9 protein-coding genes are annotated in these 18,271 nt (G+C 36.2%); 6 read left to right on the top strand and 3 right to left on the bottom strand.

Annotated features, from left to right (window positions below; genetic code table 11):
* Window positions 1-31 precede the first annotated feature (31 nt).
* The 3 genes from F6K23_RS15305 (at window position 32) to F6K23_RS15295 (ending at window position 6,286) form a co-directional block, all read left to right on the top strand.
* Window positions 32-2,245, top strand: coding sequence for an FkbM family methyltransferase (locus F6K23_RS15305; protein WP_293156844.1), 2,214 nt, complete (start codon window positions 32-34; stop codon window positions 2,243-2,245).
* Between the two features lie 1,070 nt (window positions 2,246-3,315).
* Window positions 3,316-4,275, top strand: coding sequence for a GDP-mannose 4,6-dehydratase (locus F6K23_RS15300; RefSeq protein WP_293156841.1), 960 nt, complete (start codon window positions 3,316-3,318; stop codon window positions 4,273-4,275).
* Window positions 4,276-5,398: 1,123 nt separating this feature from the next.
* A complete protein-coding gene (locus tag F6K23_RS15295; protein WP_293156838.1) occupies window positions 5,399-6,286 on the top strand; it encodes an alpha/beta fold hydrolase in 888 nt (295 codons plus the stop codon).
* An 803-nt stretch (window positions 6,287-7,089) separates the two neighbouring features.
* Here the strand turns inward: F6K23_RS15295 and F6K23_RS15290 are convergent.
* The 3 genes from F6K23_RS15290 to hisD all read right to left on the bottom strand — a co-directional run bounded on the left by F6K23_RS15290 (window position 7,090) and on the right by hisD (window position 11,047).
* Window positions 7,090-7,671 (bottom strand): DUF3747 domain-containing protein, encoded by a 582-nt coding sequence (locus F6K23_RS15290; RefSeq protein WP_293156835.1) that lies wholly within the window; start codon window positions 7,669-7,671, stop codon window positions 7,090-7,092.
* Between the two features lie 829 nt (window positions 7,672-8,500).
* Window positions 8,501-8,932, bottom strand: a complete 432-nt coding sequence (locus F6K23_RS15285) for a universal stress protein (RefSeq protein ID WP_293156832.1) — start codon at window positions 8,930-8,932, stop codon at window positions 8,501-8,503.
* A gap of 807 nt (window positions 8,933-9,739) precedes the next feature.
* On the bottom strand, window positions 9,740-11,047 hold the full coding sequence (gene hisD / locus F6K23_RS15280) for a histidinol dehydrogenase (protein ID WP_293157128.1): 1,308 nt from the start codon (window positions 11,045-11,047) through the stop codon (window positions 9,740-9,742).
* A 747-nt stretch (window positions 11,048-11,794) separates the two neighbouring features.
* On the opposite strand from hisD, the gene rpsT reads away from it, so the two are divergent.
* From rpsT to rpoB, 3 genes are all read left to right on the top strand, one after another.
* Window positions 11,795-12,133 (top strand): 30S ribosomal protein S20, encoded by a 339-nt coding sequence (rpsT, locus tag F6K23_RS15275; protein WP_293156829.1) that lies wholly within the window; start codon window positions 11,795-11,797, stop codon window positions 12,131-12,133.
* Window positions 12,134-12,825: 692 nt separating this feature from the next.
* Entirely contained in the window at window positions 12,826-13,620 is a 795-nt protein-coding gene (locus F6K23_RS15270; protein ID WP_293156826.1) for a TatD family hydrolase, read from the top strand.
* Between the two features lie 861 nt (window positions 13,621-14,481).
* A complete protein-coding gene (gene rpoB / locus F6K23_RS15265) occupies window positions 14,482-17,790 on the top strand; it encodes a DNA-directed RNA polymerase subunit beta (protein ID WP_293156823.1) in 3,309 nt (1,102 codons plus the stop codon).
* The last annotated feature ends 481 nt before the right edge of the window (window positions 17,791-18,271 follow it).

The following is an 18,271-nucleotide window of genomic DNA, read 5'->3' as shown; positions in this document are numbered from 1 at the left end:
CTGAACTGAAATTATCTAAGTATTAGTAGTAATGAAATTAGATTTAAAGAACCTTTGTTCTCAAAACCAAATTTTTCCTAGAGGCATTATTCATGTAGGTGCTTATGAGGGTAAAGATATTAAAACTTATCAAGCTTTAAATATCTCAAAAATTCTTTTCATTGAAGCTAACCCCACAGTATTTGAAAGGCTAAAAATAAATATTGCCGAAGAATCTGTTGATGTGCAAGCTGTTAACTATGCCATTAGTAATCAAAATGGAAAAGTCAAATTATATGTTAACTCCATGGGAAAGAGTAGTTCCATTTTGCCTTTGAAATTTTATCGAAATATTTATCCAAATATTAAAGAAACTCATCAACTAACTGTTGAGTCAAAAACTCTTGATACTTTGCTACAGGAATTAGAACTAGCACCAGCAGATTTTAATATTCTTAATCTAGATATTCAAGGGGCAGAACTTTTGGCATTACAAGGCGCAACTAATTTACTTACATATATAGATGCAGTTTACACTAAGGTTAATTATGAAGAACTCTATGAAGGTTGTGCTTTGGCAGAAAAAATTGATGACTTTTTAGCAGAGAATGGTTTTGGCAAAATAGCGGAGGCAACACCTTTTCACCCTTCTTGGGGAGATGCTTTTTATGTGAGAAAACAAGTAATTAGTATGTCTACTCTTGGGAAAAATGGTGGATTGGGTAATCAAATTTTCCAGTATGGTTTCTTGAAAATATATGCTCAAGAAAATGGCTTATCAGTAGAGACTCCAAAATGGATAGGGCAAGAATTATTTGGGCATCAAGACCGAGATATTTCTGAAGATTTACCTAAAGTTTCGGAAAGTGATAATGAATTTATCCTCGGTAATAAAGAAATTTTGAAAAATGTAGATATTCATGGAGAATTTTTATATCACACTCGCTATTATGCGCCCTTTAAAGAATATTTTTGTTCTTTGTTTCAACCTGCACTAGAGATAGAGGAAAAAGTAAAAGTTGCTTGGGAAAAATTACACTCTCATGGCAAAACTATTATAGGTTTACATTTACAATCACATTCAGAAGAAAATAGTAATTTTGCTGTTGCTCCGAGCGAGTGGTATAAAATTTGGTTAGATGGTTTATGGGAAACTTTAGAGGAACCAGTTTTATTTATTGCCAGCGATAATATAGAGGAATTACCTCTGGTTTATTTTGCTGAATATCATCCTGTAACTTCTCAAGACTTGGAGATTGAAGTTAATCGAGAATATCTGAATTTCTTCTTATTGAGTAAGTGTGATTTTGTTGCTATTTCTAATACTCCCTTTGCTTTTGCTGCTTGTCTATTAAATGAAGGTGGAAAATATTTCTTTCGACCTCATTTTTCCACCGCAAAACTTATACCTTTTGAACCTTGGAATAGTACACCAGTTTTTCGAGATGTTGATATTTCAGAAATAGGGAATAGTGTTTCATTAGAGGTAAAATTTCAGGAAAATCAAGCCGAGTTAGAAAATACTCAGTCTCAGAAAGATGAACTTTCTCAGAAATTAGTATCTACCCAGTCTCAACTTCAACAAAATCGTGAAGAATTAGAAAATATCCAATCTCAAAGAGACCAAATATTAGAGGAGTTAGAAAAATATCAGTCTCAACTTCAGCAAAACCAAGAAAAAACTGAAAATTCCGAAGCAAAACTACAGCAGATTCAAACAGAATTAGAAAATACCAAATCTCAGCGAGACGAATTTTCAGAAAAATTAGTATCTGCTCAGTCTCAACTTCAGCAAAACCAAGAAAAAACTGAAAATTCCGAAGCAAAACTACAGCAGATTCAAACAGAATTAGAAAATACCAAATCTCAGCGAGACGAATTTTCAGAAAAATTAGTATCTGCTCAGTCTCAACTTCAGCAAAACCAAGAAAAAACCAAAAAAGCCGAAGCAAAACTACAGCAAATTCAAACAGAATTAGATAAATCTTGCTCAGAACTACATGATGCGCGAGAAGAATTAGAAATTACCCAATTCCAACTCGATGAAGTACAAGCAGAATTAGAACAATCTCAATCTAAGTATTTCAAATATCAAGAAGAATTGAATACCAGTCAATCTCAACTTCAAGAAACTCAAACAGAACTGGAAAAAACCAAACTAGAACTAAAAAATCAGGAAAAAATACTACCCGATCAAAATCAAAAAAACTATGCAGCACATCTCAAAAATCTAGCGAAAATTTTAGCAGAAACAATTCCAGATTGATTTGAAGAAAGCAGAAGGCAGAAGGGAAAATTGCTGATGGATAGTCAATGACCGACCACAGAAAGATAATATAAGATATATAGCAATTCTAAATAATTTGTAAGAAAACTAAAATGGATTATTAAAGTATGAAAAATTTACCATTTTTATATAACTCCAAGATATTTTTTACATAACCTGAATAAAGATTAAATTTAGGCAATAACCTTTTGCTTTTAATCAAAAGATATCTTTGAAGAATAAATCATATCATGTTTGAATAATCAGTTATAAAAAAACTTTATCCCTCCTAACCTTTTCTTCCCTTCTGCCTTCTGCCTTCTAGCATTTTGAAAAAAGAATGTTACGAATAATAAGCGTGAGAAAAAGACAAATGCAGTAGGTCTCCCTTTGACAAAGCGGTGCGACCCCGCGACGACGCCAGTCGCACCTGGTAGCGCACCAAGAGAAAAGTAGAATTTATTAGCTCAAAACTGCTATTGAAACTATTCCCATACGACTCCTGACTCCTGACTCCTAAGAAATAGCATAACTATTTGTAGCAAAAATTTATCAAATTGGTATTCCTTCCTCCAAAGTGTAAATATTCAAACGGACATGATATAAAAATACAGAATTCAGAAGTTATATCAAGGGTGATAAATGTTTGCTACATTTTCGCATTGCGGGAGAGTAGGGGAGAAGTAAACATAAGAATAATTAACAATAACTGGCGTGCTAATTATCAAAATGGTATTATAGAATAATGAGGTATTTAACCCAATTAGGTAAGGAGGGAGTTATTTCAGTTAACAGTTGTCAGTTATCAGTTGTTAGGAAAAATCAAAAATATTCTTATTAATTCTTACTCCTGACTTATTACCTGGAAAAGGCAATAAAGTCAGCCTTCTAATATCGGAACTGGTTAAAAAAATTGGTGAGAAAAGGCAAAAATAACTTAAAGCTTAACAGTAGACAAACTTTCACTGTTTCAGTTTTCAATAATCCTTAAAACTTTGATTAATTAAAATTTCAGACTTATTCAGCAAGTCCTAAATATTTATCTCTTTTTTTTCTCCTTCTTAAAAATTATGAAAACAGCATTAATTTCAGGAATTTCCGGTCAAGATGGCTCCTACTTAGCCAAACTATTACTAGAAAAAGGTTACAATGTTTGTGGCACTTCCAGAGATGCCCAAATGTCTACTTTTAACAACTTATATCGTTTAGATATTCGTGACAAAGTAAAATTAGATTCTATGTCTTTAACTGACTTTAGAAGTGTCTTACAAATATTAACTAAATATCAACCAGATGAAGTTTATAATCTAGCAGGTCAAAGTTCAGTAGGTCTATCTTTTCAACAACCTGTAGAAACATTAGAAAGTATCGCTACTGGTACATTAAATTTATTAGAAGCAATTAGATTTACCGGAGCAAAAATTAAATTATATAATGCTAGCTCCAGCGAATGTTTTGGCGATACAGGCGGTCAACCTGCTACAGAAATTACTCCTTTTCGCCCAAGAAGTCCTTATGCTGTTGCTAAATCTACAGCCTTTTGGGAAGTAGCAAATTATCGAGAAGCTTACAATTTATTTGCTTGTTCTGGCATATTATTTAATCACGAATCTCCCCTCAGACCTCAACGTTTTGTAACTCAAAAAATTGTTTCAATTGTTTGTAAAATTGCTAATGGTAGTAACGAAAAATTGCATTTAGGAAATATTTCAGTACAGAGAGATTGGGGTTGGGCACCCGAATATGTAGAAGCAATGTATTTGATGTTGCAGCAGGAGGAACCAGATGATTATGTAATTGCTACTGGAGAAAGTTATCCTTTGCAAGATTTTGTAATAGAAGCTTTTGCTGCTGTAGGATTAAATTGGCAAAATTATGTAGAGCTAGATCAAAGTTTATATCGCCCTACTGATATTTCTTTAGGTAGGGCAAATCCAATTAAAGCTAAAGAAAAATTAGGATGGAAAGCACAGTATAAAATGCCAGATGTTGTGCGAATGATGGTTGAGGCAAGAATGGCTAATTTTTAAGTTAAGTAGGGCAGCAAAAAATCACACAATAAGGTGTCTAAATATTGTGAATAATTAACAATTTGTAGATAGTTTTTTAGTAAGCATTTCCTGCGGACTGCTGCGCAAACAGCTATTAGCTGTCAGCTCTCAGCAACAAGACTATCTCAATGTAGGACAGTGTTTAAATTAAAAAAAGACTTTAAGGGCAACAGAGGCAACTTTTGTAGTAAGACAATTAATAAAGCTTTGATCCTAAACTAAAAGCAATAGCTGATAGCTGATGGCTGACGGCTGAATGCTTACGTTTTTTAACTAGCTATCAGCATTTTCTGTACCGGAATGATCCGCAAACAGCATTTCCATACCGAAACGCTTTTTAATCTTTTTTTGTATGCCCATATTTTTATCTTTGGTCATAATAATTATAAAATATTGGATTTTATAACAGTTTTCATCTAGGGAGAATACAGATATTTTTTCTCCAATTAAAGTATCTAGAAGTTATGTAGTCTATACTTAGTAAAAAATAACAATAATATAATAAGACTATGATTAAAACCAAAACAATACCTTTAGAAAATGGCGATACGACTGACGCCACGCTCCGGGAACGCTTAACTAGAGATGAGTTTTAACAGCGCTACTTTTCCATGCCAAAACATAAAAAAAGTGATAAAAAGTCAAAAAATCCCTGGATTATAGTTAACAGTTAAATCCTGAATAGAAATAAATTTCCCTGAAGTCTTAAATCAACCTCCGCAGAAATTATCTAGTTCTGAACACCAATAATTTATCAATCAACTTAAGCATTAATTAGTATTTTTAGTGAGAGTGAGTATATTTATATTGCCATAGATAAAACAGAGTGATAAAAAGTAGAATTTTTCGTGGATTATAGTTAACAGTTAAATCCTGAATAGAAATAAATTTCCCTGAAGTCTTAAATCAACCTCCGCAGAAATTATCTAGTTCTGAACACTAAGAATTTATTAGTCAACTTCACAGTTAATTAACATATTTATTCGCAAGGTACTTTAGCGATCGCCTCTATAATAATCCTAAACTCTTCCATTCTAAATCAACCTAAATTTTGCCCAAATTTCTATTATGATAAATATGTAACTTTACAAAACTTTATAAAATGAGCCCCGTTATAGCGACACCACCAAATCAACTAGACCTGCATACTTGGACTTGGAAAAACCACCAAATCCAATATACAGTCATGGGAACTGGACAACCCCTAATATTAATTCATGGCTTTGGTGCATCCATAGGTCATTGGCGTAACAATATCCCTACCCTCGCCGCTGGAGGCCATCAAGTATTTGCCCTCGACTTACTAGGATTTGGCGCATCTTCAAAGCCACCCATAGATTACTCATTAGAACTTTGGCAAGAACTACTATACGACTTCTGGAACCAACATATTCAAAAACCCACCGTCTTTATAGGCAACTCCATTGGTGGATTACTTAGCCTAATGATACTAGCAGACTACCCAGAAATTTCTACAGGTGGAATTCTCATTAACTGTGCAGGAGGCTTAAACCATCGACCTCAAGAATTAAATCCTCCTCTAAGATTCATAATGGGGATGTTCAGCAAATTAGTTAACTCCCCAGCTCTAGGACCATTTATTTTCAATCAAGTCCGTCAAAAATATCGTATTCGTGGCACCCTCAAACAAGTTTATCGTAATCAAGAAGCCATTACAGACGAGTTAATCGAACTACTTCATCGTCCTTCCTGCGACCCTGGAGCGCAGAAAGTCTTTGCTTCAATTCTCACTGCACCTGCTGGACCTCATCCCTCAGAATTGTTACCAAAAATTCAAGCACCATTGTTAGTAATTTGGGGAGAAAACGACCCTTGGACACCAATTTCAGGTGGGAAAATTTATCAAGACTTAGGAGAGAAAGGTGAATCTATCCAATTTGTTCCCATACCCAACACTGGTCATTGTCCCCACGATGAAAGGCCAACAATAGTTAACTCTTTGATTTTAGATTGGTTATCTAAAAGGTGAAACTCTTGATAGATAATGCTTTCAAGATTTGTCAAAAAAATTTACTGAAAAGTAGTGACAAAACTAGCTTAGTAAGTTAGACTGTCTACGGTGTGAGGAGCGAATCAGCAAGAGCATCGAGACGAAACACGGCCAGTCGTCGATGCTCTTTCTCAAAAACTCTGTTTATGTTAAGGCACAACTATTGTGTCAATTACTTTTTGAATTTCTTTTAAGTGGTGTTGAGGATTATTAAGAGGCGGTCATTTTTAATGACCGCTTTTTAAAATTAATTTGATAGATATTAGGATTTGCTAATTAACTCTAAAAGCCTTTATTTGTAAATGCTTTAGTCTTTGTAACGCAATAAAAAATGCGAGTTTTTCGCTCCAAAAAGCTAAAAATCCTTACATTTTCAGCAAACCTAGACACCTTCTAAAAATCTAGACAATCCTAGACACGCTCTTCATCGGTGACTAAAAGCGGTTTTCCGACTCACCCGTCCATAAGTCTACTCGCAAAGAAGGTTAATGTTCCGCTCAAGCACATCGAGTTTAGGATTCCCTCTGGGGTTTTCATCCTTGTGAACAGTCCAGTGCAAAACACTCCATAATCGTTGCTAAAATCCTCTGATATTAGCAGACATATGTGATAATAACACAAATTAATGGCGTAAAAACATAGACATTTTGTAGATATAAGTCTTGGATAGTCTATGTTTTTCAGCTCTAGCAACCAACATACAAATCTCAGACAATTATTTCTTCTGACTTCTGACTTCCAAGTCCTACCCTCTACAAAAAGACATTTTCAGCAAAACCTATCTAGTTATTATTAGAAGTTTCTAACTCTGTTGGCAACCAGTCATGAGTAACATATATATGACCTAACTCTTTACCCCCATAACTTCTTTTAGCAAACCGCCAACCAGGTTCAAGAATAATTTTAGTAAATCCATCAGCTAAACCATAAGTTCTGCCGATCAGTAGTCGTGGTGCATTAGAATCATAACGAGAAATACCCATTAGTCGTATATCCCCCCCGCTCATTTGTAAAGAGAGAGCATATTCAAGAGCTAGATCGGTACCTGCCATTCGGATAGAATAACCATTACTGTCAGTGGCACGTCCACAAATACCCGTAAAGTCAAAATTTAGTAATAGAGGATCGACCAAGACCGGGCGATCGCCACTTTCACCCCAACATTGTCTGGCATCGGTTTTTTGTTCTAAAATTAGCAACTGTGGCCCAAAAGCACGAGGAATTGCAATTGCAATGTATCTAGACTGCTCGACTTCTTTTTGGTCAAAGAAATTTGCCCTGACTGGTGCTGGACGAAGAGAAAAGAAAGTTAATACTCCTAAAGTTGTCAGTGCAGCTATAGACTGCTTAAAAAAAGTTTTCATGCCTCTTGTTTCACCTGATTTTATATAGCTTGAGAATTAGATTTTGGGAAATTTTAGGACTTATTTTCGTACTTCTGTTGGAATTTGTCAAATCCCATATAGCCCAATTCTCTGAGTTAGAGACAATTTTGAATTTTGTATTTTTATTACTTTCTGAGTATTTTAGAGGTAGATATTAAAATTTGTCTCAATATCAGAGAGTGTTTGTCAAATAAATATTAAATTGTGTAGGGTGCCAAGGGTGTTATATCATCTCCGGATAATTAGTGATAAAAAAACTTTCTCTTTATTCTTCTTTCTTCCCTCCTGAGTCCTGAGTCCTGAGTCCTGAGTCATTTATTCATAACTGTTCAACCGGACATGATATTACGTAACGCACTATCGTGCGTGAGGTGTAAAATCGAATCGTTCGCAAAGCGGAACGGAGTTCTATCGTTGAATTCCAGAAATGGTCAGAATGCCGTCACACACCCTACTAAATCTTTTGTTGACAAATAGTCTCTCAAATAGACATCTTCAATAGTAAAAAATCAAATCAATTATCGCACTCTTATTTATCAATTATTTTCTCCTGCTGCCTACTCCCTATTTTGGAGTAGATGTCTAATTATGATTGATTTAACACAGAAAAAATAAAATTAGTGTATTAAATTGATAATTTTCCGTGAATAACAATTATCCAATAATTTAATCATATTTCCTATACATAAAAAAATACTGGAATTAAATTAAATTAAATGATTATTGCTTTTGATTGCCTATTTATTTTTTATATTTTTATACTAATTTACGATCTGAATACTTCTACTTATAAAAGAAATAGTATGAACTATCTCTGCTTAACCACAAACACTGAGCAATTTGCTTCAGCAACAACCTGACTACTAATAGACCCCTGCAAAATCCGATTTATACCTTTTAATCCCCGACTACCAATTACAATTAAATCTGCATTATAAATATTAGATAAACGAACAATTTCTTCAGTTGGATCGCCAGTCACAACCTCTACTTCAGTAGAACAAGGAAGTTTTTCTCGGTAAACTTTGAGTTGCTTTTCAAATTCCCCGACAGAAATATTTTTCCCTTCAGGTTGAGGTTGATTAGCTTCCCGATCCAAATCTGATTTTTCTGTAGCAACCACATGAGATAAAATCACTCTTGTTTTTGATGTTAAGTTAAATTCTGTTAATGCTTGAATTACTAAATCTAGATCTGAGTGTGAATTGCTGAGAGCTACAATAATTGTTTTGAAGGCCATAGACAAGAGTATTAGTAGAGATTAAGAAATAGGTAGTCCTGTACAGTAATGGTAAATGAAGTATCAAATGTTTAGTCTGGTTACCAAAATAATTATAATGCCCACCACTATGAATAAATATATAATTAAGGTTTATACAAAGAAACCAAGTAAAGTTTAACTAGCTATCAGCTTGGACGTTCCGGAATGCTCCGCAAACAGCATTTAGCTGGAGCGCTAAAAAAAATCAAGGGTTTAAGTCCCCCACGCTTATTTGAAAAAATTAGTGGTGCGCCTTTTATGGAAGTTTTAATCCCCCATCATACACCCTGAAAATGCTGACTGCTGAAGTGCTGATAACTGACTGCTACTTCAAATAAATTTAGTAACAACTAATCTTATCTATAAAATATTTAAACAGAATCTCATTTTCAAGATACATTTTGATTTAGACTGACCATATATCTCCCGTAGATAACTAGCTAGAAGCCTACCATAATTACCCCTATCTAGGTTAAACAGACTTTCTACCTTAGAAGCTAATAGCCAACTTGTGGGACATTAAAACTTACTTTTAAATCCTCATCTTTGACAGTATCACAAACTTTATAGCAGCCGAAATAAAAGGCACAGACCAAAAGCTTAAAACCCAGATAACGCAATATTTTTCTTTCTTCCTTCTTCCTTGTGCTATATAATTGAAATTTTTTTATATTAATGGTGTGTTCTCCCGCGATCTTAAAGATTCTAACGGGAGTTATCTTACATTACTTATAAATTTTTACCATCATTTTCCTGATTAATTTTTTCTTTTTTCACCCATTCTTGTTAGTCCTGCTCCTGAATTTTTGTCCTAACTCGTACCGAGTTAGCATGAGAGGGCAACCCCTCAGCCGTGGCCAATATATCAATAGTTGTAGCCACCTTATGCAAAGCAGCAGAAGAATATTGAACCAAACTAGAATGCTTCATAAATGTTTCTACTCCCAATGCCGAAGCATAACGAGCAGCACCAGAAGTCGGCAAAGTATGATTAGGCCCGGCTAAATAATCTCCCACAGCTTCTGGAGTCGAATAACCAAGGAAAATAGCACCAGCGTGACGAATATTTTCCATTAAACCCCAAGGATCTGAAACTTCCAACTCTAAATGTTCTGGAGCAAATAGATTAGAAAGTTCAGCAGCAGCTTTGAGAGACTCAACAACAACAACTAAACCGTAATGGGCGATCGCCTTTTCTGTCATTGTGCGACGTGGATGATCCTCAAGTTGTCGCTCTACCTCTGTTACCACCTGACGTGCTATTGCTGAATCTGTAGTTAACAAGATAGCTGAAGCCAACGAATCATGTTCTGCTTGAGCCAACATATCTGCTGCTAAATGAACTGGGTTAGCTTCAGAATCTGCAATAATCATCACCTCTGAAGGTCCGGCCAGAGAATCAATACCTACCGTACCATAAACAATCTTCTTTGCCAAAGTTACATAGATATTACCCGGCCCAGAGATTACATCCACTTTTGGTATCGTCTTTGTCCCATAAGCTAGAGCTGCTATTGCCTGCGCCCCTCCAATCCGATAAATTTCTTGAATACCTGCCTCCTGGGCAGCTACAAGTACAGCGGGATGAATTTTGTTATCTTGACCAGGTGGTGTTACCATCACAATCTTCGGGACTTTGGCCACTTGAGCAGGTATAGCATTCATCAGAACTGTACTCGGATAAGCAGCTTTACCGCCAGGAACATATAGACCAGCTCGATCTACTGGTGTGTAGCGTTTACCCAAAACCACCTCATCATCACCGAACTGAACCCAAGATTTAGGAACTCGCTGTCGGTGAAAAGCTTCTATCTGTTTAGCAGCAAAACGAATAGAATTTAATAAGTCCTTATTTACTTGTTGATAGGCCGCATCTAACTCTGAACCAGTTACTTTTAACTCTTCTGGAGTCAAGGTAATATGGTCAAACTCAGAAGTATAGTGTAATAGAGCCTCATCACCTTTTTCTTTAACGGAGCGCAAGATTTCTCGCACCGTTGTTTCTTTATGAATAGCCGTATCATCATGGGTACGTTCTGTGATACGTTTTAATTCAGCTTGTGCCTCAAGCCACTGAGTAATTATTCGCAGCATGGAGATTAGGAATGCCAACTAATAAAGTTCGTTAGTAGAGGGTACTTTCAGAACTCAGAGAGTTGGAGCAACATTAAAACTATGCAGAATGCTCAACACTTGACAATCAAGAAAGAAAAATTCTTATTGGTCGCCAATTGTCTCTTAGCTTCACCCTGATTTAATTTAGGGATAAAAGTAAAACCATTCTCGTAAGTTTCCGAATCACCCATTACTCTTTGTTATAGCGTGAAGTAACAACACTGGCATCTTTAATACTGTACTCAGTTTTCTGCATCATCTGTCAATACCTCCAAAAGCTTAACTTTAGCAAAAGTTAAAATAGCAGAAGGAAGAAGGAAGAAAGAAGAAGGAAGAAGGAAGAAGGAAAAATCTGGCCCTGTATTAATTTTAAGCGTTTGATCTGTCCTAACCTTGGCCTCTACTGCTATACCAAGCCTTGAATTTCAATATTTTTTTAACAAAAAGTATTAGTATTTTTTGAGAATTAATGCTATATTTATATATCTGGTAGTTTATATTTTTATATATTTTTGCTGCTGGGCTAGCAGTGTCAGTCTGTGAAGTGACCGTAAGGCCGGAAAGAGGGAAAAGCCTCGAAGGCAGGTGCTATGTTAGCGCAGCTCCTCTGTAAAGAGGAAGCAGAAACCTAAGTCGTGAGTCTGAGGAATCTCGCAGTGTCTCTTAAGGGAAGCGTCGGGATGAGATAAATTTCTACAATTCTGGATCTTAAAGAAAAGTTAAATTATGGCCAATATTAAGTCTGCTATCAAGCGAATCCAGATTGCTGAACGCAATCGTTTGCGCAACAAAAGCTACAAATCAGCAGTTAGAACTCTGATGAAAAAATACTTCACTGCTGTTGAAAACTACGCTGCTAATCCCACAGAGGAATTAAAGCAAGAAGTTGATCTGCGAATGTCAAAAGCTTACAGTAAAATTGACAAAGCTGTAAAATGTGGTGTTTTACACAAAAATAATGGTTCTCGCAAAAAGTCCAGGTTAGTTAGATTTTACAAAAGACACCTACAGATCGACAGTAAGAAGCCAGAGTCTGTAGCAGCTAATGATTCTCTAGCTTCTTAACTAAAGATCGAATTGCTTGGCTGACGAGGGGTTTGGGGCATATCTAACTTGGCACAGTAATGTTTGATTCTGTATCGGGAGGATGTCACTACCCAACTTCAAATTTTTTTCAATAGCTGCCTTCAGTAAAAAAATTTGAAAATAGTAATAGTTATCTATGTATATTATTGTGGCCAATATACTTAGACTGACTTACAATATAGCACTACAAAAGCTTAAGTGGAAGATAAAAACCAGGTAATTCTCACAGATAAATAAAAAATAACTGATGCAATTATTTATTTGATTATGTCGTGCGCCTGAAAAATCCCATGATTCAGTGATGGATAAAATTAGCTGATACCCTTGATTAACAAAATTTTCAGCCATTGATAAGTTATACTTGCCGATAACTTATATAATCCTTTGTATTACAAAAAAACTAAACTTAAGTAAGTATTTACTTTTTAAATCAGCTATTAATACCCCTCATAAAATTTTATTCTATTCTTCTGTTGACCTCACTTAACTAGATATGGATAATGCTGTTATTTTTGAGGATGGGGTAAAAAACATTCAACTTTCATCACTTTTCTAGCACAGGATAACTGTTACTCAGCAATACTGAGGTGAACAAAAACATTGCTCACACATTAAGCTAATAAGTTTCAGTATCTATATCCTAAGCAGATACATTACCCGGAGAGCCACAAATGCAGCTAATTGATACTCACGTTCATATTAACTTTGATGTATTCAATTCTGACTTGGAAGACATACGCCAACGTTGGCAACAAGCAGGAGTTGTCCACCTTGTCCACTCTTGTGTTGAACCAGAGGAATTCAATGCTATTAAATCAATAGCAGATCGTTTTCCAGAACTATCTTATGCAGTTGGCCTACACCCTTTAGATGCTCATAAGTGGACATCTACGACGGCTACTCAAATTGAAGAGTTAGCTGCATCCGACCCTCAAGTAGTGGCCATCGGTGAAACAGGATTAGATTTTTACAAAGCAGATAATCAAGAACAACAAAAATTTGTTTTTAGACAACAGTTAACTATCGCCAAAAAACTCAACAAACCATTAATTATCCATTGTCGTGATGCTGCTCAGTCAATGGCCGAGATTATTGATGATTTCCAAAAAAATCAAGGACTTGTTAGAGGAGTAATGCATTGTTGGGGAGGTAATCCAGAAGAAACTAAGATATTTATAGACTTAGGATTTTATATTAGCTTTAGTGGAACTGTCACCTTTAAAAAGGCTATCCAAATTCAAGAATCAGCTAAAGTAGTAGATGACGATCGACTGTTAGTAGAAACGGATTGTCCATTCCTAGCACCAGTTCCAAAGCGGGGTAAACGAAACGAACCTGCTTATGTTAAATACGTTGCTGAAAAAGTAGCTGAACTTAGAAATGTAACGCTAGAAAGTTTAGCATTACAAACTAGCGAAAATGCTTGCAGGCTATTTGGATTATCTATTGACACCAAAAATACCTAAAGGCTATTATATTTAGATTTCATCATTAAAAGTCAAACAAGTAAATTAATAGTTCGCTCTTTAATGGCCTAAAGTAATGCTGAAAGTAAGTTTGAGATTGACTACTCGCCGGATTCAAGTCACGGGTATTCTAAGTAGATACTACGCAACAGAATAAATCCTTGTTGCTTCGTCTATTCTTAGCTGACCAAAGATATATTCTTTGGGGACAAGTCAAAGTGCCCCTACACAGTCTGCTTAGGCCAATGCCTAACATTCTGCTTACTTTTTATTGATAAAACTAGCACAGGACAACTAAAGTTGTCTAGCCTCAACGACAGAAATAGCGTATATTGAGTTGGGAGACGGCCGGAATAAAAAAACTTATTAGAGTATAATTGTCTGGCAACTGCACCAAATAATTATGATATCTTCAATAAAATTATCGTTTAACTTGCTTTTCTTGAAAAATTAATATGTATTTTTTATTAGATTACTAATTACGAAAAACTAACTTTTTGTATTAGGCTTTATGCTCTAAATGTACAACTATACTTATACGACTTAGGCGAAACTTCATCATCCTAACCAAATTATAAAAATGATATTATCTACAGCTTTGTTGTTTTATTCAAAAATAGTAGTTAGTGAGTCAACTTAACAGCAAAAAATTAAAAGAACACTCAATAAAAACCATGAAATTTACTTACTTATAAAAAAAATAACTTAGCACAGAAGCTTTGCTTTACTAATGTATATAAAATGTCAAAATATTAGATTAACTAATTTACAAGTGTATGACATCTTCAAGTTTTAAATAAAATTTGTGGGAGATAAAATAACCCATAAAAAACTATAAATAAACAACCAGGATACTCAAGAATGATTCATCAAAAATTAAATATCAACACCCAAAGCAACCTGCCAATTTTCAATATGCCCGATCTGATTGAAATTCAGAGGGCAAGCTTTCGATGGTTTCTAGAGTATGGCCTAATAGAAGAACTAGAAAGCTATTCTCCAATTACAGATTATACAGGCAAACTAGAACTTCACTTTATTGCCAAAAACTACAAACTAAAGCAACCCAAATATGTTGTAGAAGAAGCAAAACGTAGAGACAGCACCTACGCAGTGCAAATGTATGTTCCTACCCGCTTAATAAACAAAGAAACTGGAGAAATTAAAGAACAAGAAGTATTTATTGGCGATCTGCCCCTAATGACAGAAAGAGGTACATTTATCATCAATGGAGCTGAAAGGGTAATCGTTAATCAAATAGTTCGTTCTCCTGGAGTTTATTATAAATCTGAGACAGATAAAAGTGGACGACGCACATATAATGCCAGTTTAATTCCTAACCGAGGTGCATGGCTGAAGTTTGAAACAGATAAAAATGACTTAGTTTGGGTAAGAATAGATAAAACCCGCAAACTTTCAGCTCAAGTATTACTAAAAGCTTTAGGATTAGGGGACAGTGAAATTTTTGACTCTTTGAGACATCCTGATTATTTCCAAAAAACAATCGAAAAAGAAGGACAATATGGAGAAGAAGAGGCACTATTAGAACTGTATCGTAAATTACGCCCTGGGGAGCCACCAACTATTGCGGGTGGGGAACAACTACTCCACAGTCGATTCTTTGACCAAAAAAGGTATGACTTAGGAAAGGTAGGAAGATATAAGCTCAATAAAAAGCTCAGGTTAAACTTACCAGACACAGTAAGAGTATTAACCAAAGAAGACATATTAGCCGTAGTTGACTATCTAATTAATTTAGAATATGACATTGGTCAAACAGATGATATTGACCATTTAGGAAACCGACGGGTGAGAAGTGTAGGGGAACTCCTACAAAACCAAGTAAGAGTAGGTTTAAACCGTTTAGAGCGAATTATCCGAGAACGGATGACCGTATCTGAAGCAGACTCATTAACACCAGCGTCACTGGTTAACCCAAAACCATTGGTAGCAGCCATCAAAGAATTCTTCGGTTCCTCTCAGTTGTCCCAATTTATGGACCAAACAAACCCATTGGCAGAGCTGACTCACAAACGACGAATATCAGCTTTAGGACCAGGAGGACTAACTAGAGAAAGAGCTGGATTTGCTGTACGAGATATCCATCCTTCTCATTACGGGCGAATTTGTCCGATTGAGACACCAGAAGGCCCAAATGCTGGTTTAATTGGTTCCTTAGCAAATCATGCTAAAGTCAATGGCTACGGATTTATCGAAACACCATATTATCCTGTAGAAAATGGTCGAGTTTTGCGCGAGGGCAAGCCAATATACATGACAGCAGACGCAGAAGATGATTCCCGGGTAGCACCGGGGGACATTATGACCGATGCAGAAGGTAATATTTTGGGGGAAGTTGTACCAGTACGTTATCGACAAGACTTTACTACTACCAGTCCCGAACAAGTAGACTATGTAGCAGTTTCTCCGGTGCAAGTAGTTTCAGTTGCTACGTCATTAATTCCATTTTTGGAGCATGATGATGCTAACCGGGCATTGATGGGTTCCAATATGCAACGACAAGCAGTTCCATTGTTGCGTCCAGAAAGACCCCTAGTTGGAACAGGTTTAGAAGCTCAAGCTGCCAGGGACTCTGGTATGGTAGTTATTACCCGCACAGATGGAGAAGTTAGCTTTATAGACTCAACTAAAATATCTGTGGTCGATCCAGAAGGTAATGAAATAGATTACCCATTATGTAAATATCAAAGGTCTAACCAAGATACTTGCTTAAATCAAAGACCTTTGGTGTATGAGGGAGACCAAGTAGTAGCTGGTCAAGTATTAGCTGATGGCTCCTCCACTGAAGGTGCTGAGTTGGCTTTAGGGCAGAATATTTTGGTAGCTTATATGCCTTGGGAAGGTTATAACTACGAAGATGCAATTTTGATTAGCCAACGTTTAGTATATGACGATGTTTATACATCTATTCATATTGAAAAGTTTGAGATTGAGGCCCGACAGACAAAATTAGGACCTGAAGAAATTACCAGAGAAATTCCTAATGTAGGGGAAGATGGTCTGCGGAACTTAGACGAACAAGGAATAATTCGAGTTGGTGCTTGGGTAGAATCTGGGGATATTCTTGTAGGTAAAGTGACGCCCAAGGGAGAGTCTGACCAACCACCTGAAGAAAAGTTGTTGCGGGCAATTTTTGGAGAAAAAGCACGGGATGTACGAGATAATTCTCTACGAGTACCGAATGGTGAAAAAGGTCGTATTGTTGATGTGCGAGTATTTACCAGGGAAAAAGGAGATGAACTGCCTCCTGGAGCAAATATGGTAGTTAGGGTTTATGTTGCCCAGAAGCGGAAGATTCAGGTAGGAGATAAAGTAGCAGGGCGACATGGAAATAAGGGTATTGTTTCACGGATTTTACCTATTGAAGATATGCCTTATTTGCCCGATGGTACTCCGATAGATGTAGTGTTAAATCCTTTGGGCGTACCTTCGAGGATGAATGTGGGACAGATTTTTGAGTGCTTGCTAGGGTGGGCAGGTGAGGTTTTGAGCGTGCGATTTAAGTGTGTACCATTTGATGAGATGCACGGTCCTGAAAAATCACGAGAAACAGTACATCGAATGTTGGAATTGGCCAGGGAGCGTTCTGGTAAAGATTGGGTATTTAATGAAAATCATGCCGGGAAAATTCCTGTTTATGATGGACGAACTGGAGAAAAGTTTGACCGTCCAGTGACTGTGGGAATTGCTTATATGTTGAAACTGGTTCACTTAGTTGATGATAAGATTCATGCTCGTTCCACAGGACCTTATTCTCTAGTGACTCAACAGCCTTTGGGTGGTAAAGCACAACAAGGTGGTCAGCGTTTTGGAGAAATGGAAGTATGGGCCTTAGAAGCTTTTGGTGCTGCTTATACTTTGCAAGAGTTGTTGACTGTGAAATCTGATGATATGCAAGGTCGAAATGAGGCTTTGAATGCAATTGTTAAAGGAAAAGCAATTCCACGACCTGGTACTCCTGAATCTTTCAAGGTATTGATGCGAGAGTTACAGTCTCTATGTTTAGATATTGCAGCTCACAAGGTAGAAACTATGGATGATGGTACGACTCAGGATGTGGAAGTTGATTTGATGGCAGATATACCAGGAAAGCGAGCGCCTTCTCGTCCAGTATATGAGTCGTTGTCTCATGAGGAAAACCAGCAGTAAGTAAATTAGGTAGTAGGTTTTAGGTGGTAGGTGGTAGGTTAATTAGATGATATTTCTTCTCATAACCTGATGCCTACTACAATTTACGGCATGAATGAGGGGCAGGGTGAATATAAGTGGGGTGGGCATCCTGCCAAGGAGTGAAAATATAAGGAACGGGCAAGATGCCCATTCCACAAAACTATTAAAATTCCAAGCGCATTTATGCAACGCCCAATTTACTAACTAACTTGTAAAAATTATACTGCCAAAAATGGGTTTGGAGTGTGACTCAAAAAAACCGAATATTAATCATTATTAATACCAATTAACTTAAAAAATGTCACAAATAGTTGGTAACTGATGAAGTCAAATAATAAGCTGAAATTACTGTATAGTGGAGGTTTTAAGCACCTAAAATATAACTCCTGACTTCTGAGTTTTGACTTGTGACTTTAGTGAAACAGTATAACAATTCCTCAATTCCCTAATCCAAAATCAT

This window comes from Okeania sp. SIO2C9 (genome assembly GCF_010672455.1).
GTDB lineage: Bacteria > Cyanobacteriota > Cyanobacteriia > Cyanobacteriales > Microcoleaceae > Okeania.
The sequence above is the reverse complement of the archived record's forward strand: the minus strand, read 5'-3'. Positions and strand labels throughout refer to the sequence as shown.